Origin of the sequence: Microbacterium sp. CGR1, assembly GCF_051062835.1 — a bacterium.
Lineage (GTDB): Bacteria > Actinomycetota > Actinomycetes > Actinomycetales > Microbacteriaceae > Microbacterium.
In genome coordinates this window covers 544,060-570,546 of the sequence record NZ_JAOTPG010000002.1, presented here as the reverse complement: position 1 = coordinate 570,546, position 26,487 = coordinate 544,060, and the positions used below count along the sequence as shown (strand labels likewise).

At 65.2% G+C, this 26,487-nt stretch carries 28 protein-coding genes, 3 tRNA genes and 1 pseudogene; 17 read left to right on the top strand and 15 right to left on the bottom strand.

From position 1 onward, the window contains the following. The 6 genes from OD997_RS17665 to OD997_RS17640 all read right to left on the bottom strand — a co-directional run bounded on the left by OD997_RS17665 (window position 1) and on the right by OD997_RS17640 (window position 6,293). A complete protein-coding gene (locus OD997_RS17665; RefSeq protein WP_434332857.1) occupies window positions 1–1,008 on the bottom strand; it encodes an ABC transporter permease in 1,008 nt (335 codons plus the stop codon). Next, on the bottom strand, window positions 1,005–1,775 hold the full coding sequence (locus OD997_RS17660) for an ATP-binding cassette domain-containing protein (RefSeq protein ID WP_434332856.1): 771 nt from the start codon (window positions 1,773–1,775) through the stop codon (window positions 1,005–1,007). The genes OD997_RS17665 and OD997_RS17660 overlap by 4 nt, the downstream gene beginning before the upstream one ends. Further along, on the bottom strand, window positions 1,772–2,764 hold the full coding sequence (locus OD997_RS17655; RefSeq protein ID WP_434332855.1) for a sugar ABC transporter substrate-binding protein: 993 nt from the start codon (window positions 2,762–2,764) through the stop codon (window positions 1,772–1,774). The genes OD997_RS17660 and OD997_RS17655 overlap by 4 nt, the downstream gene beginning before the upstream one ends. Before the next feature lie 46 nt (window positions 2,765–2,810). Further along, the gene (locus OD997_RS17650) at window positions 2,811–4,202 is read right to left on the bottom strand and encodes a mannitol dehydrogenase family protein (RefSeq protein ID WP_434332854.1); all 1,392 of its coding nucleotides are present in this window, start codon (window positions 4,200–4,202) and stop codon (window positions 2,811–2,813) included. 23 nt (window positions 4,203–4,225) lie between these two features. Next, window positions 4,226–5,149, bottom strand: coding sequence for an alpha/beta hydrolase (locus OD997_RS17645; RefSeq protein ID WP_434332853.1), 924 nt, complete (start codon window positions 5,147–5,149; stop codon window positions 4,226–4,228). A 199-nt stretch (window positions 5,150–5,348) separates the two neighbouring features. Further along, window positions 5,349–6,293 carry an alpha/beta hydrolase gene (locus OD997_RS17640; RefSeq protein WP_434332852.1) on the bottom strand — a complete coding sequence of 315 codons (945 nt, stop codon included), beginning with the start codon at window positions 6,291–6,293 and terminating at the stop codon, window positions 5,349–5,351. Between the two features lie 111 nt (window positions 6,294–6,404). Between OD997_RS17640 and OD997_RS17635 the strand changes: the two genes are divergently transcribed. Continuing rightward, entirely contained in the window at window positions 6,405–7,514 is a 1,110-nt protein-coding gene (locus OD997_RS17635) for a hypothetical protein (protein WP_434332851.1), read from the top strand. 278 nt (window positions 7,515–7,792) lie between these two features. Here OD997_RS17635 and OD997_RS17630 read toward each other — a convergent pair whose 3' ends face one another. After that, window positions 7,793–8,665: an AraC family transcriptional regulator gene (locus tag OD997_RS17630; protein ID WP_434332850.1), complete on the bottom strand. Its 873-nt coding sequence runs from the start codon at window positions 8,663–8,665 to the stop codon at window positions 7,793–7,795. 107 nt (window positions 8,666–8,772) lie between these two features. On the opposite strand from OD997_RS17630, the gene gap reads away from it, so the two are divergent. The 7 genes from gap to OD997_RS17595 all read left to right on the top strand — a co-directional run bounded on the left by gap (window position 8,773) and on the right by OD997_RS17595 (window position 13,088). Next, window positions 8,773–9,780, top strand: a complete 1,008-nt coding sequence (gene gap, locus OD997_RS17625; RefSeq protein WP_434332849.1) for a type I glyceraldehyde-3-phosphate dehydrogenase — start codon at window positions 8,773–8,775, stop codon at window positions 9,778–9,780. Continuing rightward, window positions 9,777–10,247: a Dps family protein gene (locus tag OD997_RS17620; RefSeq protein ID WP_434332848.1), complete on the top strand. Its 471-nt coding sequence runs from the start codon at window positions 9,777–9,779 to the stop codon at window positions 10,245–10,247. Before gap ends, OD997_RS17620 begins: the two co-directional genes overlap by 4 nt. Window positions 10,248–10,482: 235 nt before the next feature. Beyond that, window positions 10,483–10,812 carry a hypothetical protein gene (locus OD997_RS17615; RefSeq protein ID WP_434332847.1) on the top strand — a complete coding sequence of 110 codons (330 nt, stop codon included), beginning with the start codon at window positions 10,483–10,485 and terminating at the stop codon, window positions 10,810–10,812. Between the two features lie 130 nt (window positions 10,813–10,942). Next, window positions 10,943–11,488, top strand: a complete 546-nt coding sequence (locus OD997_RS17610; RefSeq protein WP_434332846.1) for a carboxymuconolactone decarboxylase family protein — start codon at window positions 10,943–10,945, stop codon at window positions 11,486–11,488. Window positions 11,489–11,520: 32 nt separating this feature from the next. Next, window positions 11,521–12,246, top strand: a complete 726-nt coding sequence (locus tag OD997_RS17605; RefSeq protein WP_434332845.1) for a glutamine amidotransferase — start codon at window positions 11,521–11,523, stop codon at window positions 12,244–12,246. A gap of 17 nt (window positions 12,247–12,263) precedes the next feature. Then, window positions 12,264–12,818, top strand: coding sequence for a peroxiredoxin family protein (locus OD997_RS17600; RefSeq protein ID WP_434332844.1), 555 nt, complete (start codon window positions 12,264–12,266; stop codon window positions 12,816–12,818). 39 nt (window positions 12,819–12,857) lie between these two features. Beyond that, entirely contained in the window at window positions 12,858–13,088 is a 231-nt protein-coding gene (locus tag OD997_RS17595; RefSeq protein WP_434332843.1) for a hexameric tyrosine-coordinated heme protein, read from the top strand. A 47-nt stretch (window positions 13,089–13,135) separates the two neighbouring features. Here OD997_RS17595 and OD997_RS17590 read toward each other — a convergent pair. Both OD997_RS17590 and OD997_RS17585 read right to left on the bottom strand, forming a co-directional pair. Then, window positions 13,136–13,430 (bottom strand): annotated as a pseudogene (locus tag OD997_RS17590) (response regulator transcription factor); the annotation flags it as partial. Between the two features lie 432 nt (window positions 13,431–13,862). Beyond that, window positions 13,863–14,417, bottom strand: a complete 555-nt coding sequence (locus OD997_RS17585) for a TetR/AcrR family transcriptional regulator (protein WP_434332842.1) — start codon at window positions 14,415–14,417, stop codon at window positions 13,863–13,865. A 32-nt stretch (window positions 14,418–14,449) separates the two neighbouring features. Here OD997_RS17585 and OD997_RS17580 point away from each other — a divergent pair, with 32 nt between their 5' ends. From OD997_RS17580 to OD997_RS17565, 4 genes are all read left to right on the top strand, one after another. Further along, the gene (locus OD997_RS17580) at window positions 14,450–15,685 is read left to right on the top strand and encodes an MFS transporter (protein WP_434332841.1); all 1,236 of its coding nucleotides are present in this window, start codon (window positions 14,450–14,452) and stop codon (window positions 15,683–15,685) included. Between the two features lie 134 nt (window positions 15,686–15,819). Next, the gene (locus OD997_RS17575; protein WP_434332840.1) at window positions 15,820–16,446 is read left to right on the top strand and encodes a DUF1349 domain-containing protein; all 627 of its coding nucleotides are present in this window, start codon (window positions 15,820–15,822) and stop codon (window positions 16,444–16,446) included. A 326-nt stretch (window positions 16,447–16,772) separates the two neighbouring features. Further along, window positions 16,773–17,669: a toll/interleukin-1 receptor domain-containing protein gene (locus OD997_RS17570; protein ID WP_434332839.1), complete on the top strand. Its 897-nt coding sequence runs from the start codon at window positions 16,773–16,775 to the stop codon at window positions 17,667–17,669. Between the two features lie 26 nt (window positions 17,670–17,695). Next, the gene (locus tag OD997_RS17565) at window positions 17,696–18,145 is read left to right on the top strand and encodes a tyrosine-type recombinase/integrase (protein WP_434332838.1); all 450 of its coding nucleotides are present in this window, start codon (window positions 17,696–17,698) and stop codon (window positions 18,143–18,145) included. A gap of 65 nt (window positions 18,146–18,210) precedes the next feature. Here OD997_RS17565 and OD997_RS17560 read toward each other — a convergent pair. From OD997_RS17560 to OD997_RS17550, 3 genes are all read right to left on the bottom strand, one after another. Beyond that, window positions 18,211–18,283, bottom strand: a tRNA-Phe gene (locus OD997_RS17560). Between the two features lie 70 nt (window positions 18,284–18,353). Beyond that, a tRNA-Asp gene (locus OD997_RS17555) sits at window positions 18,354–18,427 on the bottom strand. Between the two features lie 29 nt (window positions 18,428–18,456). Continuing rightward, a tRNA-Glu gene (locus OD997_RS17550) sits at window positions 18,457–18,529 on the bottom strand. 211 nt (window positions 18,530–18,740) lie between these two features. Between OD997_RS17550 and OD997_RS17545 the strand changes: the two genes are divergently transcribed. Next, window positions 18,741–20,114, top strand: coding sequence for a peptidoglycan DD-metalloendopeptidase family protein (locus OD997_RS17545; protein WP_434332837.1), 1,374 nt, complete (start codon window positions 18,741–18,743; stop codon window positions 20,112–20,114). Window positions 20,115–20,186: 72 nt separating this feature from the next. On the opposite strand, the gene OD997_RS17540 is transcribed toward OD997_RS17545, so the two are convergent. Together OD997_RS17540 and OD997_RS17535 are read right to left on the bottom strand one after the other, a co-directional pair. Next, complete coding sequence (locus OD997_RS17540) at window positions 20,187–20,678, bottom strand: inorganic diphosphatase (RefSeq protein WP_434332836.1); 492 nt, start codon at window positions 20,676–20,678, stop codon at window positions 20,187–20,189. Between the two features lie 91 nt (window positions 20,679–20,769). Next, entirely contained in the window at window positions 20,770–21,402 is a 633-nt protein-coding gene (locus tag OD997_RS17535; protein WP_434332835.1) for a TMEM175 family protein, read from the bottom strand. Between the two features lie 77 nt (window positions 21,403–21,479). On the opposite strand from OD997_RS17535, the gene tilS reads away from it, so the two are divergent. After that, complete coding sequence (gene tilS, locus OD997_RS17530; RefSeq protein ID WP_434332834.1) at window positions 21,480–22,466, top strand: tRNA lysidine(34) synthetase TilS; 987 nt, start codon at window positions 21,480–21,482, stop codon at window positions 22,464–22,466. Window positions 22,467–22,513: 47 nt separating this feature from the next. On the opposite strand, the gene OD997_RS17525 is transcribed toward tilS, so the two are convergent. After that, complete coding sequence (locus tag OD997_RS17525; RefSeq protein WP_434332833.1) at window positions 22,514–23,107, bottom strand: DUF937 domain-containing protein; 594 nt, start codon at window positions 23,105–23,107, stop codon at window positions 22,514–22,516. Window positions 23,108–23,226: 119 nt separating this feature from the next. Here OD997_RS17525 and OD997_RS17520 point away from each other — a divergent pair, with 119 nt between their 5' ends. The 3 genes from OD997_RS17520 (at window position 23,227) to ftsH (ending at window position 26,484) form a co-directional block, all read left to right on the top strand. Beyond that, window positions 23,227–23,742: a hypothetical protein gene (locus tag OD997_RS17520; protein ID WP_434332832.1), complete on the top strand. Its 516-nt coding sequence runs from the start codon at window positions 23,227–23,229 to the stop codon at window positions 23,740–23,742. Window positions 23,743–23,818: 76 nt separating this feature from the next. Beyond that, window positions 23,819–24,370, top strand: a complete 552-nt coding sequence (gene hpt, locus OD997_RS17515) for a hypoxanthine phosphoribosyltransferase (RefSeq protein ID WP_434332831.1) — start codon at window positions 23,819–23,821, stop codon at window positions 24,368–24,370. 113 nt (window positions 24,371–24,483) lie between these two features. Continuing rightward, on the top strand, window positions 24,484–26,484 hold the full coding sequence (gene ftsH / locus OD997_RS17510; protein WP_434332830.1) for an ATP-dependent zinc metalloprotease FtsH: 2,001 nt from the start codon (window positions 24,484–24,486) through the stop codon (window positions 26,482–26,484). Window positions 26,485–26,487: the final 3 nt, after the last annotated feature.

The following is a 26,487-nucleotide window of genomic DNA, read 5'->3' as shown; positions in this document are numbered from 1 at the left end:
TCAGCGGCGCTTGTAGAGCTGTTGTCGACGGAGGTGATCGACGGCGACGGCGCACACAAGGATGGCGCCGACGACGATGTTGTTGAACTGGGGTGGGATGCGGGAAACGATGAGCGCGTTGTCAATGAGGGAGAGGAGGACGGCGCCGATGGCGACACCGGTGATGTTCCCGAGTCCCCCGAGCAGGCTCACGCCTCCGATGAGGACAGCTGTGACGACGACAAGCGTGGTCGCAGAGCCTCCTGCCTCGACCTGACCTGCCCCTACTCGTGCGGAGTAGAGCAGGCCTGCGATACCACCTGTGACCGCTGCGATGGCGTAGAGCGTGAGGTCGAGCTTCTTGACGTGGAGTCCGTTGGCGACTGCAGCTGCACGGTTACCGCCGAGGGCGCGAATGTTGACACCGAAGCGGGTGTGTTCGAGTGCGAACCATGTGACGATGCCCACCAGGACGGCGATCCAGATGATGTTGGGGACGCCGACGAAATAGCCCTGTCCGAGACGGACAAAATCAGGGGGAAGGGGGATCACGTCGAGGCCGCCGGTGATGAGGGAGTTGGCGCCGAGGACCACGAAGAACACTCCGAGGGTGGCGATGATGGGCGGGACGTGCCAGTAGGTGATGATCAGGTGGTTGAGGACACCGACGAGCGATGCGATGACAAGGGCGGCGAGGACGGCCAGCGGGATCGGAACACCGATCTTCATCAAGGAGGTGCCGGTAAGGGCGCTGAGGGTGAAGACCGCGCCGACGGAGAAATCAAGCCCCCCGCCGATGATGAGCAGCGCGGCTCCGCAGGCCATCACGAAGTAGATGACGGAGCTACGGAGGATTTCAGTGATGTTGTCGCCGCTGAGGAATGCCGGGTTGATCAGTGTGGCCGAGATGACAATGACGGCGACCACACCGAGCAGGGATGCTTCTTGGCGTACAAGAAACGACGAGATTCGGCGCTGAGCTTTCTGAGTGACGACGGGCGCCGGGGCTGTAGAGGTGATCTGTGTCATGACTTTTCCTTTGATGCGGCGGACGTAGCACCGCGAGGGATCGCGCCGGTGATCATCCCGATGATCTCGTCACGCGTCGTCTCAGCCGTGCGCCGTGTTCCGACGCTGTTACCGAGGCGGAGGACGGTGATGCGGTCAGAATGCTGGAAGACAAAATCGAGATCGTGGCTGATGACGATGACGGCTTTGCCTGCGGCGCGGAGTTCATCGAGCATGCGTCCAACCTGGGCCGTCTCCTGCACGCCCAGTGCGGCGGTCGGTTCGTCGAGCAGGATGGTGGGTGTGTCCATGCGGACGGCGCGAGCGATGGCGACGACCTGCCGCTGGCCGCCGGAGAGCAAACCAACGGGGGTTTTCACGTCGCCGACTCGGACGTTCAGGTCGGTGAGGACCTTCGCGGCATCTCGGTCCATGCGTCGACGATCCAACAACAGCCCAAAGCGTTTGGGGAGGTTTCCGAGCGCCATGTTGGTGGAGATGTCGAGGCATTCGACGAGCGCGAGGTCCTGGTAGACAACAGCGATCCCTTTCTCGAGAGTGCTGGCGCCGTGGCCTTCGATGACGTCGCCGTTGATCAGGATGTCGCCGCCATCACCTCGGTGGATACCCGTGATGATCTTGATGGTGGTGGATTTGCCGGCGCCGTTGTCGCCGACGATGGCGTGGATCTCGCCCGGGAAGGCGGCGAGATCCACCTGCTCGAGGGCGGCGACGGATCCGAAGAACTTCCGGATGCCTCGGAGTTCGAGGGCGGCGGTGTCGGTCACGACCAGCCCTTCTCGACGTACTCGGCGTAGTCGTCTTTCGTGGCCATGCGGGTGCCCATGTCGATGAGAGTCGCGTCGCCGCCGGCGGCGGTGCCGCTTTCGAGGCGATCGGCTACGGCGTTGAGTGCGTCCTTGCCGCCGTCGCACAGTGCTTGCAGCAGGAAGCGGTACTCAGCTCCGCTTTCGATGGCTTCCTTGCCGCCGTTGTCGGGTCCGTTGCCGATGAAGGAGATGTCTCCGGTGAGTCCCTTCGCCTCGATGGCGGACACGGCACCCTGGGTGGCGGTTCCCATGTTGGTGAGGATGACGTTCACGTCAGGGTGTGCGGTGAGCAGCGCGTTGGTCTGGGCGAGCGCCTTCGCGGAGTCGTCGCCGGTGTACACCTCGCCGACGATCTCGATGTCGTCGGTGTCCGCGACAGCTGCCTTGACCCCGTCCATGAACAGCTTGCCGATGCCGGTGTCGGCGCTCGTGATGATCCCGACCTTCTTGTCACCGGGGAGCTTCTCGACCTCGTCGATGTACACCTTGCCGAGCTCGGTCCAGTTGATGCCGACGTTGATATCAGCACCACTGCCGTCGGCGCCGTCGCCGTACATGGTCGCGGTGACGATACCGGCGTCGCGGGCCTGCTGGAGCAGGGGTCCGAACGCGTCGCTGGCGGGAAGTGTGATGATGCCGGACTTCTTGTTCGCGATGGCGCTCTGGATCTGCTCGATCATGGTGGTGGGGTCCATGGCCTGTCCGGTGGGGCCGGTCTCGTTGAAGTCGACTCCGCGTTCCTCGGCTTGGTCGGCCATGCAGTCGCCGATCACGCGCCAGGCGGGGTAGTTGGGCAGCGGGTTGACGAACTGGATGCTGACGGCGTCGGCGCCAGCGTCAGCGTTGGAGTCGTTGGACGCGCCGATCGGGCCGTCGCTGCATGCGCTGAGCGACACGGCGAGGGCGGCGGTGCCCATGAGCGCGATCATTCGGGTGGTGCGGTTCATGATGGTGCCTTTCTGAGAACGGTTGGAACAGGGAAAAAGGGAAGGGTCAAAGGGCGGTAGGGGTGAGAAACGTGGAAGCGTCGTCTCGGCGCAGGCGATCGAGCGAAGAGGTGTACGCCGCACGGAACGCGAGGTCCCCCCCGAGCTCGCCGAACCAGTCGGCACGATCCAGGAACGACCCCGCGTCGACTCGCTCGTCGAGGAGTCCCTGCTTCACGTCTTCCGCTTGGCGGTCCCGAAGTGGACCTGAGGCGTTGCGGTCCTGAAAGGCGGCGACGACCCAGCTGGCGATGACGGCCGCGGTGGCGGGCGCCGGCTGCTTCTGCCGGAGAAGATCGTGAGCGATCGGCACGACGAACTTGGGGATGCGGTCGCTGGCGTCAGTGGCGAGGCGTTCAAGGGTGTCTCGGACTGCCGGGTTGGAGAAACGCTGCAGTAGCAGGGCACGGTAGGCGGGCAGATCGATTCCGGCAATAGGGGGGACGGTGCTCTGCGCTTCCTGGAGGAACGCCTCGACGAAAGATGCGACGGCAGGGTCGGCTATCGCGTCATGTACGAAGGTGTGACCTCGGAGAAGTCCGACGTAGGCGAGAGCTTGATGGGATCCGTTCAGCATCCGAAGCTTCATCGTCTCGAATGGCGCGACATCGTCGACGAGCTGAGCCCCGACGTTCTCCCACTGCGGACGGCCCGCCGGAAAATGATCTTCGATCACCCATTGGGTGAAGTCCTCGCTGATGACAGGCCATGTGTCCTCGTACCCGGTTGTGGTGTGGACCCACTCGCGGTCAGCGTCGGTGGTGACAGGGGTGATGCGGTCGACCATGCTCCCGGGAAACGCGGTGGCCTGCTCGACCCAGTCGGCCAGATCGACGTCGGACATCCTGATGAAGGAGGCGAGTGCTTCGCGTGCCCTGGCGCCGTTGTCCTGCATGTTGTCGCAGGACAGGACCGTGAACGGCGCCAGACCTGCGTGACGACGGCTGCGCAGTGCAGCAGCGAGGTAGCCGAAGACCGTGGTGGGCTGTTCCTTACCCCAAAGGTCGGCGCGCATCGCAGAGTTGGTGGTGTCGAACCGTCCCGTAGTGTCGGAGAGGTTGTAGCCGCCCTCGGTGATGGTCAGAGACACGATCCGGGTGGAGGCAGCGGCGAGTAATTCGATGAGCGCAGCGGGGTCATCGGGGCCGTAGAAATAGCCGGAGATGGAAGAGATCCGATGCACGTCGTCGGTTCCGTCGGCCGCGCGTTCGACGAGGGTGTAGGTGTAGTCCTCGGCCTGGAGGGCGTCGCGCATGCGGACGTCACCGGGGAGCAACCCTGCTCCGATGATTGTCCACTCGAGGTCTCGGCCTTGCTGGTGCAGTTCGTGCAGGTACTTGGCTTGGTGGGAGCGGTGGAAGTTCCCCACGCCGAAGTGGACGATATGCGAAGTGGTCATGGCGGTGTCCTTTCGGGCGGGGCTTACGATGCCGCAGCAGGCAGCGTTACGGACAGGGCGCCGGCACTTGAGATCGCGATCGAGAACGCGGCGTAGGCGCGGCTGAGGGCGCTGGTCGCGGCGGGTATGCGCGGAACCATCTGTTGGAAGCCGTGGGTGAGCCCGGGGTTGGGCAGATAAACGGTGGGGACGTCCGCCGCGATGAGGCGGGTGGCGAGTTCGCGGTCTTCGTCGCGGAGGGGATCGAAATCGGCGCTGACGACGACTGCCGGTGGGAGTCCTTCGAGTTCCGCGAATCGCGGGGCGGCGCTGGGGTGCCGACGATGCTCGTCCGAGGGCACGTACAGGTCCCAGAACTCGCGCATGGCGTCGGCGGTCAGGAGGTAGTCGGCACCGTTGTCGGTGTAGGAGAGATTGTTGAAAGCCGTCGGATCCACAACCGGGTAGAGCAGAAGAATCGATGACACGATGCCCTCGGTCTTGACCGCGATCGCCGCACCCAGTGCAAGATTGCCTCCGGCGCTGTCGCCGGCAAGGGAAATGGACCGGTGAGGACTTCGCTGCAGCTCCCGTAGAACCGCGGTGCAGTCATCGATGGCGGCGGGGAACGGGTGCTCAGGTGTCCGGCGATACTCGACCGAAACGACAGGGAGCCCGAGATGCGCAGCCAACCGGCGAACATCTGGGTCGTAGGAGTCGATGTCACCGGCAAGCCAGCCACCTCCGTGGAGGTACACCACGACGTCGGTGTTGGCTTGCGGTTCACCGCCATACCAGCGAACGTTCACTCCCGCGATGGAGGCGTCTCGCACGGGAATGAGGGCGAGTTCGGGCTCGAGATCGCCTCGCATCCACGAGTGAAACCGCGCCTCTCTGATCCGAATCTGCTCCGTTGTCGCGGAGGAATCGATGGCGAGAACCGAGGGCGCGTCGGCGATCAGGTTCACGACGTCGGGATCGACGGGGACGCGAGAGGTCATCATTGTCCTTCCGGGGTCGAACCGAATTTGGCACGCAGCGGTGAAAGTGCGCCGCGCTGCCCGATCCCGGCTCAACTGGGGTGTGCCTCCGACGTTACGGCGGCCCACCTGATCGTCGGACAGCCATTTGGCTGTAATCAGACGTTCGGCTGCGCCATTTGTCGAATCAGGTGCGGAGGGCCCACCGGAGAGCAGTGATCTGGTCGACGAGCGCGCGCTGTCCCACATTGGTCATTCGGTAGCCGTCAAAGCCGTGGATGGTACCTGGATACTGCATGATCCCGACAGGAACGGAGGCGGCCATCAGACGCTGCGCGTAGGCGTAGCCCTCGTCGCGCAACGGGTCGTACTCCGCAATCCAAATGGAGGCAGGCGGCGCGTCAGCGACGTCTTCGGCAAGGGCCGCGGCAGCTCGATAATCTGCCGGCACCGCAGCGTCGGCGAGGTACAGTTCCCACATCAGCAGATTTTGTGCTCGATTCCAGCCAGGTGTTGTCGTGAATCGCTGCATAGACGCGGTTTGGCTTCGGCAGTCCAAAACGGGGTTCACCAGAAGCTGGTGAACCAGGGATGGTGCTTCATCAGTTCGAGAGGCTAGGGCGACGGAAGCAGCGATCGCACCTCCGGCGCTGTTGCCTCCCACGCTCAACCGTTGATTGTCGATCCCGAGTGAAATCGCTTCGTCATGCATCCACCACAACGCATCGACGCAGTCGTGGAAAGCTGCGGGGAAGGGGTGCTCCGGGGCCAGCCGGTAGTCGATGGAGACGACTGCGCACTGCGCATCCCGAGCGTAGTAAGCGCAGCGATCGTCCTCCGTGTCCAATCCTCCAAGAACGAATCCGCCGCCGTGGATGTAGAGAATCGCTGGCAGAACTCCGACGTGGCTCGGGCGATACACCCGGGCGGCAATTGTTGAACCGTCTCGGCGGGGAATGAGCACATCCTCCGTGACTACGCCTTCGACGGTGCGCCGACCCTGGGCAACGAGCTCTTGCTCAAAGCGTCTGGACCCCTCGACATCCGTGAAGTCGAAGCTCGGGATCATAACGCTGATCGCAGCCAGCTCAGGGTCGAGACGCAAGGGGGAGGGCAGCTTGTCGACATTCACCCCGCCATCATCCCCTCTCTAATCCAGCAGGGGAACCGCCACTCGGCAGGTGGCGTTGAAGAAGTCCGCCAAACGGCGACACCAGGCATGTTCACCTCGTAGGATCAGAGCATGCAGGGCCTCATGGTGAAGCTGCTCAATGTCGACACTCCCGGGGAGCGCGCACTTCGTGTTGTCGCTTACTTCGACCAACTGGTGTCGAACACTCCCGATCTCGACGCGGTAGTCCGTGCGACAGCGGTCCTCGCCGACTGCCCCGCAGGTGTAGAGCTCCCCTCTCGTGGGTTGTCCATGCGCTACTCCAGTGAAGGCGCACCACTGACGGGCCCCGCAGCTCATGTCTCACAGCACGCGGCCATCGATGCGGGCAGCAGTGAGCGCGGCACCCTCTGGCTGGAACGCGGCGACGCCGGGTACGAACTCGACGAGTTCATCCTCGAGCGCTTCGCGCTGACCGTCGCCGCTGTCCTCGCTCGACAACGTCCGACGAGCGGCGCGGACGCTGCATCTGGAATGTCAGACCCAGCGCTCGCGCAACTGCTCGTCAACGCACGCAGCACGGAGGCGGAACGCTCTCGCGCTGCGCGCCTGATCGGGCTGCAACCGGCCAGCTCTATTCAGCTCATTGCGGTGGAGTCGACAGAGTTGACGCCGCAAGACCTTACGGATGGTCCTCTCCGCGCGGCGTGGCAGCGTCCGGTGCATATCGCGGCTCTGTCCCGCCACCTCTCGCTCGTGATTGCCGTGGGTTCTGACCCTGTCGACTGGGCAACTGCGCACGGCATCGAAGGGCGAGCCGCGAGTGGGCCTGTCGTCGATATCCTCGGTGCGCCCCAATCCTGGGTAGTCGCTCGCGAGACGCTGCGCTTCGCCGGCGCTACCTCGTCCTGGCCGCGACTCCTCGATGCAAACCAGCTTGGTGTCGTTCGCTTGATCGGCTCATTAGACCCCGCAGTCGTGGCCGACAACCCCGACGTGCTGCATCTCGAACGACTCGCGTCCGGGGCGCAGGGCACTGAAGCGATCAACATTCTCGACCACTACCTCCACGCTGACTCCTTGCGATCCGCGGCGCGGGCTGCCAACTTCCACCACAGCAGCCTGCAGAGCAAGATCACCCGAATCGGGCAATCGCTGGAGATCGACCTACGTTCCGCCGCTGGCCGTGAAAGAGCAACCCTCGGCCTGTTGCTCTGGAAGATATTCCGCTCCGATAACTGATCAATCCGCAACGGTCGCGTCGGCGGTAAGTCTTGCTGCTAGAGGATGAATCTCGCGTATTCACGCCCTCGTTCGCCCGGAATCAGACGAACCGCCGGAAACGCCTGCCGAAACGAGGTTGTGGACACCGTTTGCGGCAAGGCATTCTTGCTGCCTCGCGCGTCTGCGCCGTAAACGATCGTTTCCGGCGGGGCTACGCTTCAACTATCATCAACCGCCGCCGCTGCTCGATGCTTGCCGAAACTCCATTTGTCTGACGGTAGGCGGTTGTCCCATGCCTAGGCTTCGACGGGCATACTCCCAGGCTGCGAGGTTAGCCAGGCACGGGGCGAGCGTCCGAGGCGCTGCGCGAATGAGCGGGAGAACGCTGACGCACTCGCGTAGCCGAGCTCGGCGGCGATCGTGCCCACCGGCATCCCCGCGCGCAGATTCTCTTGCGCGATGGTGAGCCGCCATTCGGTGAGGTAATCGACCGGTGTCTGGCCGACGACTTCTTTGAATCTCGACGCGAAGGCGCTGCGCGACATGTTCGCTCGGCGGGCCATCGTCTGCAGCGTCCACGATTCGCCCGGCGTTTCGTGCACGGCGACGAGCGCGGGCGAAAGACGCTCATCGGCAAGGCCCGACAGCATGCTCTGCGTGAGGGCGAGGTGCGACGGGTTGTCGAGCATCCAGCGCAGCAGCTGGATGAGCACGACTTCGAACAGCCGATCCGCCAGGATCGGATGCCCGCAGCGGACGTTGTCGACCTCGGAGAAGAGCAGATCCAGCGCGGGACCGAGAGTGGCGACTTCATCGAGCGGAAGGATAATGACCGACGGCAGGGCCTGAATGAGCGGATGCGTGGCGCCCCCGTCGAAGTCGAGGGTCGCGCAGGTGAAGTCCGACTCAGCGGTCGGCGCGTTGAGGAACGAGTGATCGCTCGGCCGGGGGAAGAACAGCAGGCTCGGTCGCGTGATCTTCACTAGTTCCGTGACGCCGCGCTCACCGGTGGCCGTCAGCTCCATCTCACCGCGACGGAGAACGTGCAGGAATCCGCGACCCGGCTCGGCCGGGAAGGCGGTTACTCCACAGAGCAGACCGGCATGGAACAGGTGCGTACGCACCCGAAATCGCTGCAGCAAAGGAGTGAGCCGATCAACCGAGGTCATGACCCCAGTCTGTGGACGATTCGTGGAGAAGTCAAGACGTGAAGATGCACATCGTCTCGCCCTAAGGAGAAGAGTGGGGCACATAGACAAAGAGGAGAGCAGACATCATGACCATCAGAGTCGCCATCAACGGGTTCGGCCGCATCGGCCGTAACTACTTCCGCGCCAGCCGCGGAGGCGAGCATCGATTCGAGATCGTCGCGGTGAACGACCTTACCGACAACGGCACGCTCGCTCACCTTCTCAAGTACGACGCGGTGAGCGGGCCCTTCCCCGGCAGCATCCGTCATGACGACGACAACATCTACGTCGTCGACCGCCGCGTCCGCGCTCTCTCCGAGCGCGACCCGGCGAAGCTGCCATGGGCCGAGCTCGGCGTGGACGTCGTCATCGAGGCGACCGGGTTCTTCACCGATGCCACCTCCGCCCGAAAGCACCTCGAGGCCGGGGCGAAGAAGGTCATCGTGACCGCACCGGCCACGGGAGACGACGTGACCGTCGTGCTGGGTGTGAACGAGCGCGAGTACGACCCCGCGCTGCACGACATCATCTCTAATGCGTCATGCACGACGAACTCGCTCGCACCGATCGTCAAGGTCTTCGACGACGCCTTCGGTATCCAGCGCGGCCTCATGACGACCGTGCACGCGTACACCGCGGATCAGAACCTGCAGGACGGACCCCATCACGATCTGCGTCGAGCGCGGGCTGCCGCGTCGAACATCGTGCCCACCTCGACAGGGGCGGCGAAGGCGCTCGGACGTGTGCTGCCGGAGATGAGCGGCAAGCTCGACGGTTTCGCGCTCCGCGTCCCGGTGCTCACCGGATCGATCACCGACCTTACCGTCACGGCATCTCGGCCGGTCACGGTCGATGAGGTGAAGGCCGCGTACCGGGCGGCGGCGGAGGGCCCGCTCGAGGGGATCCTGCGATACACCGAAGACGAGATCGTGTCGAGCGATATCGTCGGCGACCCGCACTCCGCCATCTTCGACGCCGGTCTCATCCGCGTCATCGGCGATCAGGTGAAGGTGTCCGCTTGGTATGACAACGAGTGGGGCTTCTCGAACCGTCTCGTCGACCTCACCGATCTCGTCGCGAAGCACCTGCCGTGATCACCCGGAACGACGTGACCGACGCCGCCTCCGCGGCAGCCGCCCGCTTCCTCACTCCGGTCGTGCGCTCCGCTCAGGCCCTCGCCGTGAACCTCAAGCAGGCGCACTGGAACGTCTGCGGAGCGAACTTCCTCGCGATCCATGAACTACTTGATGCTGTCGCGTCGAACGCCCGCGAAGCCGCCGACCTCGCGGCCGAACGAGTCGTCGCCCTTGGGTTGCCGATCGATGCGCGCCTGCAGACGATCGCCGACACGGTGGACTTCAGCGAGGTCGCGCCCGGATTCTCGTCGACGGAGCAGACGGTGCGTGCCGCTGTTCAGGACATCGACGATGTACGCCAGAGGGTGGCCCTGGCGATCGCGGGCCTGGACGGAGACGATCTTCCCAGCCAGGATGTCGTCATCGGGATTATGGCAACGCTGGACCGGGACCGCTGGCTGCTCGCCGCACATCTGTCGATCTGAGGCCGCGGCGGCGTCACTCGGGGTGGCGGGTCGCCAACCACTGCTCGAACGAGAGCAGCGGGGGAGCTCGCTCGCCCGCTGAGCGCGGATACCGCCACCCAAGGGTCCGTCGTGAATGAGCCAAGCGAGTCGAGAGAGGAGGGGATCCCCGTCCGGGCGAGCGGCGGGCAGCTGCTCATAGCGGATCGGGGTCCGCCAGTGCTCGGAGAGCAGTCTCGCGAAAGCCTCCCCGTCGATGCTCTCACCCACTAGATTGAATTCTCTTCCGGACCAGCCGCGCGGGCCGGCCAAGGCCTCCGCCACGACGCGTCCGACGTCGTCCGCGGCGATCGCGGCGATCGCGTGGAGTGTGTCGAGCGGCTCCATCAGGAACCTGATGGTGCCATCATCCGGCAGCCGTCCTGTGTCGACGACCATCTCCATGAACGTCGCCGGTCGCACGATCGTCCACGGGACGCTCGCCGAGCCGTTCCGCGATCTCGGTGTCGCCATCCTGCAGCTGCCGCGCGTGCTGGATCCCGGCGCGAAGGAGACACCCGCTCCACGCGAGCACAGAGCAAACTAGGCGTTCACCGCTCGCTCATTCCTGGACGATGTGTCACGAACTGGGGACGATACGGTGCGCATCAACCGGGGCATCCGGGAAGACTGAGATCAAGCCCGAACAGAGGCCTCACTTCCCACCTAGGAGCATCATGCCCAACGTCCCTCTCGTCGACCGCGACACCGCCACCGGATCAGTCAAGGAACATCTCGACCAGATCACTTCCGCCTTCGGAACCGTCCCCGCCATGTTCAAGGCTGTGGCGAACTCGCCCGCCGCCCTCGCGAGCATGTGGGGATCCTTCGGCGCCTTCGGCGGCGGCACCCTCGGCGCAGCGCTCGGCGAGCAGATCGCCGTGGCAGTCGCCAACCGCAACTCCTGCGAGTACTGCCTCGCCGCCCACACCGCCCTGGGCAAGAAGGCCGGCCTGACCCGCGACACCCTCGCCGCGGCTCAGGACGGCCAGTCCGACGACCCGAAGACGGCGGCCCTGCTCGACTTCGCGCTCAAGCTCGTGAACGACCGCGGCCAGCTCTCCGCAGCCGACGTGCAGGCCGTGCGCGACCAGGGGTGGAACGACGAGCAGATCGTCGAGACCATCGGCCAGGTCGCCCTCAACCTGTTCACGAACTACGTGAACATCGCACTCGACGTGCCGATCGACTTCCCGAACGTCCCGCTCCGTCGCGCGAGCTGACTGCCGGCCGGGCGAGCACGAGAGGAAGACGAATGTCTGACGAATCACACCCCCGCATCTTGCTCGCCCTCCGGCATGTCCAGTTCGAAGACCTCGGCATCCTCGAGCCGGCACTCGTCGCCCGAGGCTACAGCATCCGGTATCTGGATGCCGGAATCGACGGCATCGATCCCGAAGCGGTGGATGCTGCGGATGTCGTCGTCGTCCTCGGCGGGCCGATCGGCGTGCACGACGAGGATTGCTACCCGTTGCTGCGGGAGACGAAGGTAGCCGTAGACCGGCGGCTGCGCAGTGGTCGACCGATGCTCGGAATCTGCCTCGGCGCGCAGCTCATCGCGGAGGCGATGGGCGCAGCCGTGCGATCCACGGGTGCGGTGGAGATCGGGTACGCACCCCTAGATCTCACTCCGCAGGGACTCACCTCTCCCCTACGGCACCTCGACGGTGTCCCCGTACTGCACTGGCACGGAGACGAGTTCGGGATTCCCGTGGGTGCCGCGCATCTCGCGAGCACTCCGGGTTTCCCGCACCAGGCCTTCAGTGCGCCGAACGTCCTCGGACTGCAGTTCCACCTCGAACCCGACTCCGAGTCCATCGAACGCTGGCTCATCGGGCACGCGCACGAGCTGAGCCAGCACGACGTCGATCCAAACGTCATCCGAGCCGATGCCCGACGGCACGGTGCAGAACTCCGCCGCGCTGCCGCCGTGGTGCTCGACGCTTGGCTCGACGACTGGGAACACCCTTCGACCCGCTAGAAGAACAAGAGACCCTCATGCCTGCATCCACCCTCGCCACCGAGCAATTCACCCTCGACGTCTCGTCGTGGCTGAACAGCGCTCCCGTCTCGATCGAGTCGCTGCGCGGGCGCGTCGTCGTGATCGAGACGTTCCAGATGCTCTGTCCCGGCTGCATCAGCCACGGCCTGCCCCTCGCTCAGCGCATCCACCGCACCTTCGACCGCGACGAGGTCGTCGTCCTCGGCCTGCACACGGTCTTCGAGCACCACGCCGTCATGGGACGGGAGGCCCTCGAAGTGTTCCTCTCCGAGTACCGGATCAACTTCCCCGTCGCGATCGACCGCCCCGTTCCCGGCCAGGCGATTCCCGCGACCATGCAGCGATACGGGCTACGCGGCACGCCGTCGATGCTGATCATCGACCGCGACGGACGTCTGCGCGACGTCACCTTCGGCGCCGTCGACGAGCTGGCCCTCGGAGCCCGACTCGGGCGGCTGCTCGCCGAGTCGCCGTCGGAGCTGAGTCGCGCCTCTGGAGAGACCATCTCATCCGGGCCGGCCTTCTGCGACATCGACGGAAATTGCGCCTGACCCCTCAGCTTCCCCCGCACACTCAACGAAAGCACGTCCATGACTGACTCCTGGCTCCCCTCCCTGCAGACCGCCACCCCTGAGGAAGGCTACGCACTCGCCGTCAAGCTCTCCCGCACGGCGGTGAAGCTCACCCAACCTTCCGCGGAGATTCGCGAGCGAGTTCGCGCCGACTACGCCGAAAACTTCGACGCGCTGATCGCGATCTCACACGTCGTCGCAACGAACTTCCAGACCGTCTCAGCCGCCAACGGATACTGGCGATCCTAAGGGGCGGGCTCGCCTCAGATCGGTCGGCTCGAATTCGGAGAGGTCGCTTACTGCAAGATTCTTTTCTGGCGTGCTGCCGAGACTGCTGCGGTGCGCGAGCTGATATTGAGTCTGGAGAAGATGTGGGCGAGATGTGATTTCACCATCGTCTCGCTGACGAAGAGTCGGTCTGCGACTTCGGTGTTCGATCGGCCTGTAGCCACGAGCTCAAGAACTTCGATCTCGCGACTGCTGAGGCTGACCTGAGGGGCGCGCATGCGGTTGAGGAGCCCGGACGCGACCCAGGTGCAAGGGCACTCTCCCTGCGGCGGCAGCGCGGACGGCGGCGGTCAGCTCGTGTGGTCGCCCGGCGCGCGACACCAGCACCCTGGTGGGGCATCGCCGCCATAGGAGCGGTCACACTACTGGTCGGGTTCTGGCTCCCCCTCGTCGGATGGACACTCCTCGCATTCCTCGTCCTCGACTCCGTCATCAGCATCACCGCCCGGCGACGATCGAGCATTCGCTGATGCTTCATCTCCCTGCTCCTTGAGATTCGCAAGGGGCAGGGGGATGGAGAAAGTAGGCGCCCGCCGAACCCCCCCCGGCCGATTCCTCCCGCCGTGAACCCGACCAACAATTGGCATGGGCTGTAGGCAGGCCTCGAAACGAGCTTGGCCGCAGCGCGCCGAAAACGATCGTTTTCGGCAGGGCGGGCCGCCACTGTTATTGCTTTGTGGCCGCATTCTCTGATCGCTATTTCGCGCTATCGAGAATCGCGGGGTATCTCCGCGCCTACGGAAGTGCGAGCGCGATGGCAGTGATGGCACGACGCACTGCAGTTCGGTCAAGTTCTACGGTCTCCAGCGGTCGATGGATGAGGCGTCCCTCCACAAAAGCATCTATCGCCTGGGATGCTTCGACTGAGAAGTGCCGCGACAAGCTCACCCGGCTGAGAGCGAGCCATCTAGCCATCAGTCGGTGGGCGCGATCGTTGTGGTTCGAGAAGGCGTACAGCTCGTAGATCGCTACAAGCTCGCCTTCCGACGCGAATGAGTCTCCACACACGAGCTCAGTCACTGCATCACACGCGGCGGACTGATCCTCCGCCGCATCGAGCGCTGCTGCATATCGCGCCGACACCGTGGCCATCAGACCCTCGAACGCCGAACAGACCACGTCCTCCAGCGTCTTGAAGTAGTAAGTCACCGACCCGAGCGGAACGGCTGCAGCCTCGGCGATCTTGCGGTAGGTCGTGCGGTATACGCCGTGCGCGATGATCACACCGAGAGCGGTAGCCGCAATCAGCTCTCGCCGGCCAGTATCGTTCGACCCACGTTCGCTTCCCATCTGAACCCCCTGTCAGAAACTGTACTGGAACCATGTGTACGTTTGTACACATGGACCGGAACACCCTGGAAGCCCCCGCATCGCGACGTCGGTTGGCGCTTTTCGCCCTCTTCTTCGTGCCAGGTTTGAGCATCTCTTCGTGGGTGACGAGGACGCCCGACATTCGGGACCTTCTGGGGGCCTCGACGGCGGAGATCGGGCTGGTCCTTTTGGGGCTGTCAGTGGGTTCCATGGTCGGAATCCTGAGCGCAGGTCCTCTCGTCGCCCGCTTCAGCACGCGCCCGATGATGGTGCTCGGCACCGCTCTCATCTTGCTGAGCATGCCCACCATCGGCTTCGGCGCATCATCGAGCCAGAGCGGCGTCGTCACCGCAGGTCTGCTCCTCTTCGGTCTCGGCATGGGGGGCCTCGAGGTCGCCCTCAACGTGGAAGGAGCCGACGTCGAGAAAGCTTTGGACAAATCGGTTCTTCCGGCGCTGCACGGTTCGTTCAGCCTCGGCACGTTCATCGGCGCCGTCGCCGGGATCATCTTCACTGCCACCGAGTACCCCGTCCTGCACCATCTCCTCATCGTCGGCGGCATAGACCTTCTGATCCTCGTCGTCGCCATCCGCCAGATCTCCCCCCGCGTGGGCAAGACAGACCACGTGGCCGGTGCCTCAGGTGCGGCGACCCGCGGTGGATTGGGCGCGCTGTTGCGTGACGGGCGCCTTCTGATCATCGGTGCGGTGGTGCTGGCGATGGCCTTGGCCGAAGGTACCGCGAACGACTGGCTGCCCCTGGTAATGGTCGACGGACATGGGTTCGACGCTGCCCTCGGTTCGGCGATCTACGCCGTGTTCGCCGCGTCCATGACAATCGGACGATTCTGCGGCGGCTGGTTCATCGCACGCTACGGCCGCGCCGCTGTGCTCTGCGCGAGCGCGGTGGCTGGTGTTGCCGGGCTCGCCGTAGTGATCTTCGTCGACAACCAGGTTGCCGCAGGCGCCGCTGTCATCCTCTGGGGACTCGGAGCTTCGCTCGGATTCCCGGTCGCGATCAGCGCGGCCGGCGCCTCCGGTTCTCAAAGCGCGGCGCGTGTCTCCTTCGTTGCGACGCTCGGATACGTCGCGTTCCTCGTCGGCCCCCCTGTGCTCGGGTTCCTCGGTGAGCACTTCGGTCTCCGCAGCGCCCTCATCGTGCCCCTCGCACTGGTCGTGATCGCAGCATTCCTTGCACCTCACATCGCTCTGCGTCGCGGACAACTCCAGGAGTCGAATATTCGTTGATTGGGCGTCGACCTCATGTTTCAGCGGCGTCCACAAGCAGAAAGATACTTCGCCTCTCATGGCATCTCCAACGGGACGAGTGAGCAGACCGTTAGGAACCGTGCACGTGCACAGCATTTTGCTAGCCTGATCGCATGACGGTATACATCCCCAGCATCGAGACCCCGTTCCGGCCGTTCCCAGAAGACCGCTGGTCGGTGGATCCTGCCTCGGGCAGCATCCGTGTTTCCAGCATTCCGGGCACCGACATCTTCACCGACCCAGGCGGCGACGACGGCGGCCAGGTCACGTCGTCGACGCTGCACAACGCCGCAACGCTTCTGACCGATGCTCCCGCTGGCGACTTCCAGCTCAGCGCGCGTGTCCGCGTCCGCTTCGCAGGCACGTTCGATGCCGGCGTGCTGTTCCTGCGCCACGACCGTGAGACATGGGCGAAGCTCTGCTTCGAGTTCTCGCCACGCAGGCAGGCGATGATCGTCAGTGTCGTCAACAATCGCATATCCGACGACGCCAACGCCTTCACAGTCGACGGAGATCACGTGCACCTGCGGGTCTCTCGGAAGGGGAAGGTCTTTGCCTTCCATGCGTCCGTGGACGGCGAACGGTGGGAGCTGATCCGCGCGTTCTCGCTCCCCAATGCAGACAAGCCGCTGGAGATCGGATTCGAGGCCCAGTCGCCCCAGAGCGACGGCTGCGACGTCGTTTTCGACGAACCACGCCTCGTGGAGCGCACGATCTCCGACTTCCGCGACGAGTCGTAAACCACCGTTCAAGCCCGCTGAAGTCGCACCCTCATCGCGAATGCGCTGGTCCTTGATCTCCGATCGTGACCCACGATCGGAGATCAAGGCAACGCTCGCAACCGACCTCCTCCACGAGCGGCATCGCTTTGCCGCCGCAATCGTCTGCCGGAACTCTGTTGCGGCCGACGTTTTTGGAACGCCGCGCAGACCGAGGAAGACAGACCCGCCGCAAACGATCGTTTCCGGTGAGGAAGCTGGTGGTGCCCCCCTAGCGGTCGACCGTGAACGGATGATCTTGAGTATCAAGGCGCCATACTCGCTCGTCCCGCTCTATTGTCAGTGCTATGACGCCCGAAGACTTCTTAGCCAGCGTATTCATCAGCTACCAGCACGCCGACAAACGATTGGCTGCAGGGCTGCAAGATGGTCTTGAGAAGCTCGGTTACTTCGTCTGGCGCGATGAGGGCGAACTTCTGGTGGGGGACAGCATTGTCGAGCGCGTCACTGCGGCACTCGACCAGATCGACTTCGTCGTCGCCCTCGTTAGCGAGAGCAGTGTCACGAGCCCTTGGTGTCAGAAGGAGGTTTCGCTAGCCATGACGGGCGAGATTGCTCGAAGCGGCGTGAAGGTCTTGCCGGTGCGGATTGACCAGGTAGAAATGCCGCCGAGCCTGAAAGACAAGCTCTATGTGGAAGTGCACCGGGACGACGTCGCTCAAGCGACCGAGCGCCTGGCGGCCAGCATCGAGCGCCATCTGGCCCCGGCACGAGTGATTCCGTCCCGGCGGCAGCACGCCCCTGAGAGGGGGCGTGCTTCCAGCAACGAATCTGCGGATGCTCCCATCCGCGTCACCGGCGTCGATGAGAAGGGATTGGGCCGCCCAAGAAACGACGGAACGCGAGGAAGTGCGCTTTACCTTGTTCCGCTGCGACTCTCCCGACAGCCGTCACGAAACTGGGCTGCGTACTTCGAACGAGCTTGGAACGGGGGCTTTTTCTCGACGATGCATCGGGCCGGGATCGCCTCGGTTTCCGGAGACCGTATCCTCCTCGACGGTACGACCGTTGAGGAAGTTGCGAAGCATCACCTCGAAACTGTTCGCAAGGTGGTGTTGGAGGCAAACGAGTGGGAGCGACAAGCTCACGCGGCTGAACAACTTGAGCGACAGCGGCAGGCCAATGCTGAGGCCGAACGTCAAGACCGAATCCACGCGGCGCTGAATGGGATGAAGTTCGACTGAACGGCACATGGCCCCGCGGGCCCGACGTGCGCGGAACGCTTGTGCGTGGAACACCGAAGACGCATGAGCGCCGCTCTGTGCCCTTCCCTGCGTTCCTAGAGCCTCCGCTGCGGGCAAGAGCCGCAGGGAAACAACCCCAGGAGCCGCTGTTCGTCTCTAGTCGTGGCCTGGAGATGCGCAACGGCAACTTCCGCAAGCGGGTGTTTCTCCCGGCGCTCAAGCGTCTTCAGGAGCGTGACGCGCGCTTCCCGACAGTGACAGTGCATGATCTGCGCCACACGGCCGCGTCGCTCGCGATCTCAGCAGGCGCAAACGTGAAAGCTGTGCAGCGAATGCTGGGCCACGCATCGGCCGCGATGACCCTCGACGTGTATGCCGACCTCTTCGACGATGATCTTGACCATGTGGCAGGTCGTCTCGACGATGCGGCTCAGCAGGGCGTGGCCAAAATGTGGTCAAGTCCTTCGCCGGGGTAAGGCAAAACCCCCGCCATGTAGAAGCTAGGCGAGGGTTTCTGGGACCACTGTAATGATGGTCCTTGTGGCTCCGACGGGCGTCGATCCCGTGACCTCACGATTTTCAGTCGTGCGCTCTACCAACTGAGCTACAGAGCCATGCGACCGGCTGAACCTGCCGCATCTAGACGAAAGGCCTTTCTCGAAGAGAAAGGCCCGTCGCTTAGAGCGACCCTGACGGGACTTGAACCCGCGACCTCCGCCGTGACAGGGCGGCACGCTAACCAACTGCGCTACAGGGCCATACTTGTTTTCAATTGTACCGGAAGGAGTGACCCCAACGGGATTCGAACCCGTGCTACCGCCGTGAAAGGGCGGCGTCCTAGGCCGCTAAACGATGGGGCCGAAGTCTGTCCCGGGGGACTTCCTTGCCGACGCTCAAGCATAAGGGAAGATTCAGGCAAAACGCGAATCGAGGGCGAGCCTGCTGTCGCCCGGGCGTGTTCGGGGGGACGATGGAGTCGTATCGCTGTGCCCTCCGGCGCTGTCCGCTGCCTGTTGCGGATGTGAAAGATGTTGTTAGTGTGGCATTTGTGAAACCGGCGGAAGGGGCCGTGTGAACGACAAGCACTCCTCGAAGGATGCTGCCACGGCGGCCTCCGACGATTGCGGCTGCGCGCCCACACCTGCAGAAAGCCGAGCGTTCTGGAAGAACGGCTCGGTCACTCGACGCAGTGCGCTCACGATGGGCGCCCTCAGCGTCGTCGCCCTCAGCGCCTTCGGTGTCTCCTCAGGGGTGACCGCCGCATACGCCGCGACGTACCCCAGTTGGGACGACGTGCAGCGCGCCATGGCGAATCAGTCCTCCAAGGCCGCCGAGATCACCCGCATCGAGGGGCTCATCCAGTCGCTCACGCAGCGCGTCGCTGACGCGCAGGCCAAGGCCCAGCTCGCGGGTGAGGAGTACAACACCGCACAGCTGGCGTACTTCGACGCGATCGCCGTGGCCGAGGAGTTGCAGGCCCAGGCCGACGCGCAGGCCGTGGTTGCCGACGAGGCCACCAAGAAGGCCGCCCAGCTCGCCGCACAGCTCTATCGCAACGGCGGCGATGACACCGCACTCGAACTGTTCTTCGCCGGCTCCGCCGACAACGCCGACGAGCTGCTCTCGCGGCTCGGCTCGATGGACAAGGTCTACCAGTACAACCAGACCGTCCACGACAATGCGGTCGCCGCACGCAACTCCGCGCAGTCGCTGACCGACCAGGCCGTCGTCGCCCGCACCGAGCGCGACCGCCTGCAGCAGATCGCCGAGCAGAAGATGATCGAGGCGCAGGCCGCGGCGGATGCCGCTCAGGTCGCTCTCGACGAGCAGACGGCCAACCTCTCCACGATGCAGGCACAGCTCGCCGCCCTCAAGGACGCCACCGCGACGACGGTCGCCGGCTACCAGGAGGGCGTGCGCGTCGCCGAAGAGCAGCGCAGGCAGCGCGAAGCAGCCGAGGCGGCAGCGGCAGCAGCTGCAGCCGCGAACAACGGCGGCGGCGGGGGCGGTGGCGGCACGGGCGGTTCACCGGGATCCGGTGGCTGGGTCCGCCCGCACGGCGGTCACCGCAGCGCAGGATACGGCCCCCGGCCCAAGCCCTGCGCGGCCTGCTCCGGCTATCACTACGGGGTCGACCTCGCGAACGGCTGCGGAGCGGCGATCTACGCGGCGAACTCCGGGACAGTCGACTACGCCGGCCCGCGCGGGAACTACGGCAACTACATCCGCATCCAGCACGGCGGTGGGGTCTCGTCCGGCTACGCGCACATCAGAGACGGCGGATTCGCCGTCCGCAACGGCGCATGGGTGAACTCCGGTCAGGTCATCGCCTATGCGGGCAACACCGGAGCATCCGTCGGGTGCCATCTGCACTTCGAGGTCTACCTCAACGGGGCCTACACGAACCCGATCACCTTCCTCGCGAACCGCGGCATCTCGGTCTGAGAACCGCGTCTGCCACGAAGAAGACCCCCGGCCGCTGAGCGGAACCGGGGGTCTTCTTCGTGAAGCCCGGGGTCAGTGACCCTGCTCGCCGAAACGGACGATCGCCTCGTCGAGGATGCGCTGCGCCTCAGCGGCGTCGCCCCACTCGTCGACCTTGACCCACTTGTTGGGCTCGAGGTCCTTATAGTGCTCGAAGAAGTGCGAGATCTCCTTCTTCGTGTACTCGGCGATGTCGTCGATGTCCTGGATGTGGGCCCAGCGGGGGTCCTTCGACAGGACGGCGACGAGCTTGTCGTCTCCGCCGGCCTCGTCGCTCATCTTGAGCACGGCGACGGGGCGCACCTCGACGACGACGCCGGGGTAGATGGCGTGGTCGAGGAGCACGAGCACGTCGAGTGGGTCGCCGTCCTCGCCGAGGGTGTTTTCGAAGTAGCCGTAGTCGGCGGGGTACCCGAAGGTCGTGTAGAGCACACGGTCGAGGTGCACTCGTCCGGTCTCGTGGTCGACCTCGTACTTCACGCGGCTGCCGCGCGGGATCTCGATGACGGCGTCGTGTGCGCCCATGCGTGTGCTCCTCAGAAAAGACGGTTGGATGCCGCGCACTAGCCTACCTGCGGGCGGCGGAGCACCTCGGACGTGTTCCGGAGGGAGGTGATCAGCCCGCTGCGGGGCGGCGCTGCCCGATGCGGTCCAGCAGTTTCGTCACCACGCCGCTCAGCAGCAGCACCAGCAGCCCCGCGTACCCGTAGGGCTGCACGAAGACCGCGATGGCCAGGGCGACGAGGAACAGGATGATGGCGGCCAGATCGCCGATGACCCCCGCGCGCAGGGTCTCGACCGGAGTGGTGGTGAAGTCGGGGTGGCGCAGCAGATAGACCCAGCCGGCGAGTGTCGTGACCTGGGTGAGGATCAGGGTGCCGATGTACACCACCGGCTGCAGGAGGTCGGTGTCCAACTGGCCGATCATCGCGGTCGGCACAGGCAGCCAGACGATGGTCGCCATCCACGCGATGTTGATCCAGAGCAGGGGAGTGGTGATCCACTCCACGTCGCGGTACTGGCGATGGTGCCCCATCCAGAACGTCGCGATGAGAACGAAGCTGAGCCCGAAGCTCAGCAGTTGGCCGGAGTGCTCGGAGAAGAACTCGGCGGTGCTCAGCTTGTCCGACGCGGCATCCGACACCGACTCCATGAGCGGCAGGATCAGCAGTGTCATCGCGATCGCCACGACCGCGTCGACGAACGCCTTGAACCGCTCGGTCCGGAATCGCACTGTCTGTTCTGCCACGGCGTCAGGTTATGACCACACGAGGGCTCAGCGCGACCGTCGCGCGGCGATCCCTCGTCGTGATCTACCGTGGAGCTGTGCCCTCGCTCTCACCCGCCATCGCCGAGATCCGCCTCGCAGTGCGCACCGCGCTCGCCGACCTGCCCGAGGGATCGACCGTCGTCGTGGCGCTCTCCGGGGGCGCCGACTCGCTCGCTCTCGCCGCGGCGACTGCGTTCGAGGCGCCCAAGCTCGGGCTCCGAGTGGGGAGTCTCACGGTTGACCACGGTCTTCAGGACGACTCGGATGCCGTGGCCGCACGCGCCGCCCAGGCAGCGACGGCGCTCGGACTCGAGGCCCTCATCGTGCGCGTCGAGGTGGGCGAGGAGGGCGGCCCCGAGGCCGCGGCACGCGACGCGCGATACCGGGTGTTGAAGGACGCGGCAGCGGATGCCGGTGCGGCGGCCGTGCTGCTCGGACACACGCTCGACGACCAGGCGGAGACCGTGCTGCTCGGACTCGCCCGCGGGTCCGGCGCCGCGAGCCTGCAGGGCATGGCGCCGGTGCGCGAGGACGATGACGGACTGCGGTGGGTGCGCCCGTTGCTGGGTGTGAGGCGCGAGACGACGCGTGCGTTCTGCGAGAGATCCGATCTCGCGTTCTGGGACGACCCCCACAACTCCGAGGACCGCTTCGCGCGGGTGCGCGTGCGGGAGCGGGTGCTGCCCGTTCTCGAGTCCGAACTGGGCCCGGGCATCGCGGAGGCCCTCGCCCGCACCGCCGAACAGCTTCGCGAGGACGCAGAGGCGTTCGACGAGATGATCCACGAGACCATCGAGGACATCGTCGAGCATGCCGAGGCGGGGATCTCCGTGAGCGTCGCCGCTCTCGCCGCAAACCCGGCCGCTCTCCGCAACCGGATCATCCGCCTCGTCGTCGACAGCGAGTTCGGCGTGAGCCTGACGCGGCTGCAGACCCTCGAGGTCGCCCGTCTCGCGACGGACTGGTCGGGTCAGGGTCCCGTCGATCTGCCTGCGTGCTCGGCAGCGCGACTCGGCGGGCGGATCGTCTTCACCGCGCGGTGAGTCGGAGCAGCGGAGCGACCGACACGCGTCGAACGCTCCGCTGGGCGCTACTTCTTGCCGCCGCCGAGCAGGCCGCCCAGCAGGTCGCCGATCCCGCCGCCGCCCGAGGACTTGCCTCCGCCGAGCAGGCCGCCCAGCAGGTCACCGATCCCGCCACTGCCCGACGAGTTGCCTCCGCCGAGCAGACCACCGATCACATCGCCGATCCCGCCGCCGCCGGGCTGCGCCTCTGCGGTCTCGGACTTCGTGGACTTGCCCTTGGTCGCGTTGGCGATCAGGCCCATCACGATCGGGGCGAGGATCGGGAGGAGCTTGCCGAAGTCGATGCCTGCGGTCTCCTTCGACTCGGTGAGCTTCTGCGTGACCTTCTTCTCGTCGGCGCCGAGGATGTGCGAGACGATCTTGCCGCCGTCCTCTTGGTCGATGTCGTCGACCTTCGCGGCGCCGGCCGTGCCCTCATGGCGCTTGAGCGCGTTCTCGATCGCGGAGGAGCCCTCGGCGGTCGAGGCGTTCTTCGCCAGACCGCCCAGCAGCACGGCGCCGCCCTGCTCGACAGCCGACTTGGCGACCTCGGGGGAGACTCCGAGCTTCGCGGCGATGTCGTCGATCGGGACCTGCGCGAGGATGTCGTCGAGAGCCATGGAGATTCCTTCCGTCTGGGGCATCCGCCCGTGTCACCGCCCAGAGTAGTGCGGATGAGTCCGCCGCGCGCAGTATCCTGACCTTCGCCCTCGAGGGCCGAACCCAGGGGGAGCAGAGGATGCCGAGACACTCATCGCGATTATTCGTCGGGCGGTCGGATGAGCGCGCCGCGGCCACGATACGAATCTCTCCCATCGCGTCGGGCAGCGCCGCCATCGGCGTCCTGCTCCTCTCGGCGATGACGGCGTGTGCACCGGCGGTCGACACGGCTCCGCAGACACTGGCGCAGACGTTGACGATCACGTACGCCGACGGCAGTGCGCCGACGACGGACGACATCGACGTCGACGGGATCCAGTGCTCGGAGACGCAGGAACTCAGGTCATTCATCGGCGGCGGTGACGTCGATGGTCGTGCCGCAGTGACTGTCTCGTTCCTCGGCGATCAGGCCACGGTCGCGATCCACCTCGAAGACGACCGCTGGTTCGTGGGCAGCGGCACCACGGAGTCCGACGACGACTCGCTCGCATTCGACGGCTTCGAAGGCTCGGTCGTCGAACAGGGCGCCGACCTCGGCATCCTCGGCATCGTCGATGAGGCTGCCACGCTCTCGGGCACGCTCACCTGCAGCTGACGCACCCGCCCTGCGGGCATGCGGTGCGGCGCGGTCCGGTTTCTGGCGAGGTGGTGCGACGACGTAACATCGATCCATGCGCGCCGCGGAAATCCAGGACGACCTTGCTCAGATCCTCGTGACCGAGGAGGAGATCATCGCGAAGCTCGACGAGCTCGCGATTCAGGTCGCCGCCGATTATGAGGGCAAGGAGCTCGTGCTCGTCGGCGTTCTCAAGGGCGCGGTCATGGTCATGGCGGACTTCGCCCGCGCGCTGCCGTTCCACGCGCCGATGGACTGGATGGCCGTCTCGAGCTACGGCGCGAGCACGAAGTCGAGCGGCGTCGTGCAGATCCGCAAGGACCTCGACACCGATCTGAACGGCAAGCACGTGCTGATCGTCGAGGACATCATCGACTCCGGCCTCACCCTCAGCTGGCTGCTCGAGAACTTCGAGTCGCGCGGTGCGGAGTCGATCGAGGTGCTGGCGCTGCTCCGCAAGCCCGAGGCTGCGAAGGTGGTCATCGACTGCAAGTACGTCGGCTTCGACATCCCGACCGACTTCGTGGTCGGCTACGGACTCGACTACGACGAGCGCTACCGCAACCTCCGCGACGTCGCGGTGCTCGCACCGCACGTCTACAGCTGAGCGCGTCTCGTCCCGTCGCCGGCTCCTCACTCGACGACCGGGGCGGCGTACCGATACGCCGTGGGTGAACGCACAGCGGCCACCTAGGGCACGCGCGATACGCTGATCCGACCATGGATGTCAAGAAGCTCACGCGGAATCCGCTGATCTACGTCGCCCTGATCGGCCTGCTGCTGTTCGGCGGCTTCCTTCTGATCTCGAATCTCGGCGCGCCGAAGCAGATCACGACCCAGGAGGGTCTGAAGCTGCTCGCCGGCGAGTCCGTCACCGAGGTCGTCAACACCGACGGCGACCAGCGGGTCGACATGACGCTGTCGAAGGCGTTCGAGGGCTCCGAGAACGTGCAGTTCTACTACGTCGACGCCCGCGCCGACGAGGTCGTCAAGGCGATCAACGACGCCGACCCGAAGGACGGCTTCAACGACGCCGTCCCGCGTGCGACCTGGTTCGACGGCATCCTCTCCCTTCTTCTTCCCCTCGTGCTGCTCGGCCTGCTGTTCTGGTGGCTGCTGTCGTCGATGCAGGGCGGCGGCGGCAAGGTCATGCAGTTCGGCAAGTCCAAGGCCAAGCTCGTCAACAAGGAGACCCCGACGGTCACCTTCGCCGACGTCGCCGGTGCCGACGAGGCGATCGAGGAGCTCCACGAGATCAAGGAGTTCCTGCAGGATCCGGCCAAGTTCCAGGCCATCGGCGCCCGCATCCCGAAGGGCGTGCTGCTGTACGGCCCTCCCGGAACCGGAAAGACGCTGCTCGCCCGCGCGGTCGCCGGCGAGGCGGGTGCCCCCTTCTACTCGATCTCGGGTTCGGACTTCGTCGAGATGTTCGTCGGTGTCGGCGCATCCCGGGTGCGCGACCTGTTCAACGTCGCCAAGGAGAACTCTCCTGCGATCATCTTCATCGATGAGATCGACGCCGTCGGTCGTCACCGTGGTGCCGGCATGGGCGGCGGAAACGACGAGCGCGAGCAGACGCTCAACCAGATGCTCGTCGAGATGGACGGCTTCGACCCGAACGCGAACGTCATCGTGATCGCGGCGACGAACCGTCCCGACATCCTCGACCCTGCGCTGCTGCGCCCCGGCCGTTTCGACCGTCAGATCGGCGTCGATGCCCCCGACCTGCGCGGCCGCCAGAAGATCCTCGAGGTGCACAGCAAGGGCAAGCCGCTGTCGAAGAGCGTCGACCTCGAGGTCGTCGCCCGCAAGACCCCCGGCTTCACCGGAGCAGATCTCGCGAACGTGCTCAACGAGGCCGCACTGCTGACCGCGCGCTCGAACGCGCAGCTGGTCGACAACCGCGCTCTCGACGAGGCCATCGACCGCGTGATCGCCGGTCCTCAGCGTCGCACCCGCGTCATGAAGGACAAAGAGAAGCTGATCACCGCGTATCACGAGGGTGGGCACGCTCTCGCAGCTGCCGCGATGAACTACACCGACCCCGTGACGAAGATCACCATCCTGCCCCGAGGCAAGGCTCTCGGCTACACGATGGTGCTGCCGCTCGACGACAAGTACTCCGTCACGCGCAACGAGCTGCAGGACCAGCTCACGTACGCCATGGGCGGCCGCGTCGCCGAGGAGATCATCTTCCACGACCCGACCACTGGCGCATCGAACGACATCGAGAAGGCGACGTCGATCGCCCGCAAGATGGTCATCGAGTACGGCATGACCACCCAGGTCGGGCCGGTCAAGCTCGGCTCCGAGGGTGGCGACATGTTCGTCGCGCGCGACATGGGCCGTGGCCGCGAGTACTCCGAGAAGGTCGCGGAGCGGGTGGATGCCGAGGTGCGCGCGCTCATCGAGCAGGCGCACAACGAGGCCTACGAGGTCATCAGCGCCAACCGCGACATCCTCGACAGGCTCGCGTTGGCACTGCTCGAGGAGGAGACCCTCGACCACAACCAGATCGCCGAGATCTTCACCGAGGTGAAGAAGCTCCCCGAGCGTCCGCTCTGGCTCTCCAGCGAAGACCGTCCGGTGTCGGAACGGCCTCCGATCGAGGTCCCGAAGAAGGACGTCTCGCTCGCCGCATCGGTCGAGGCTCCCTCAGCGGCTGCGCGCACGCAGCCGGGATCCGCGAACGCCGGTCAGGCACGACCCGCGACGGCCTGACCC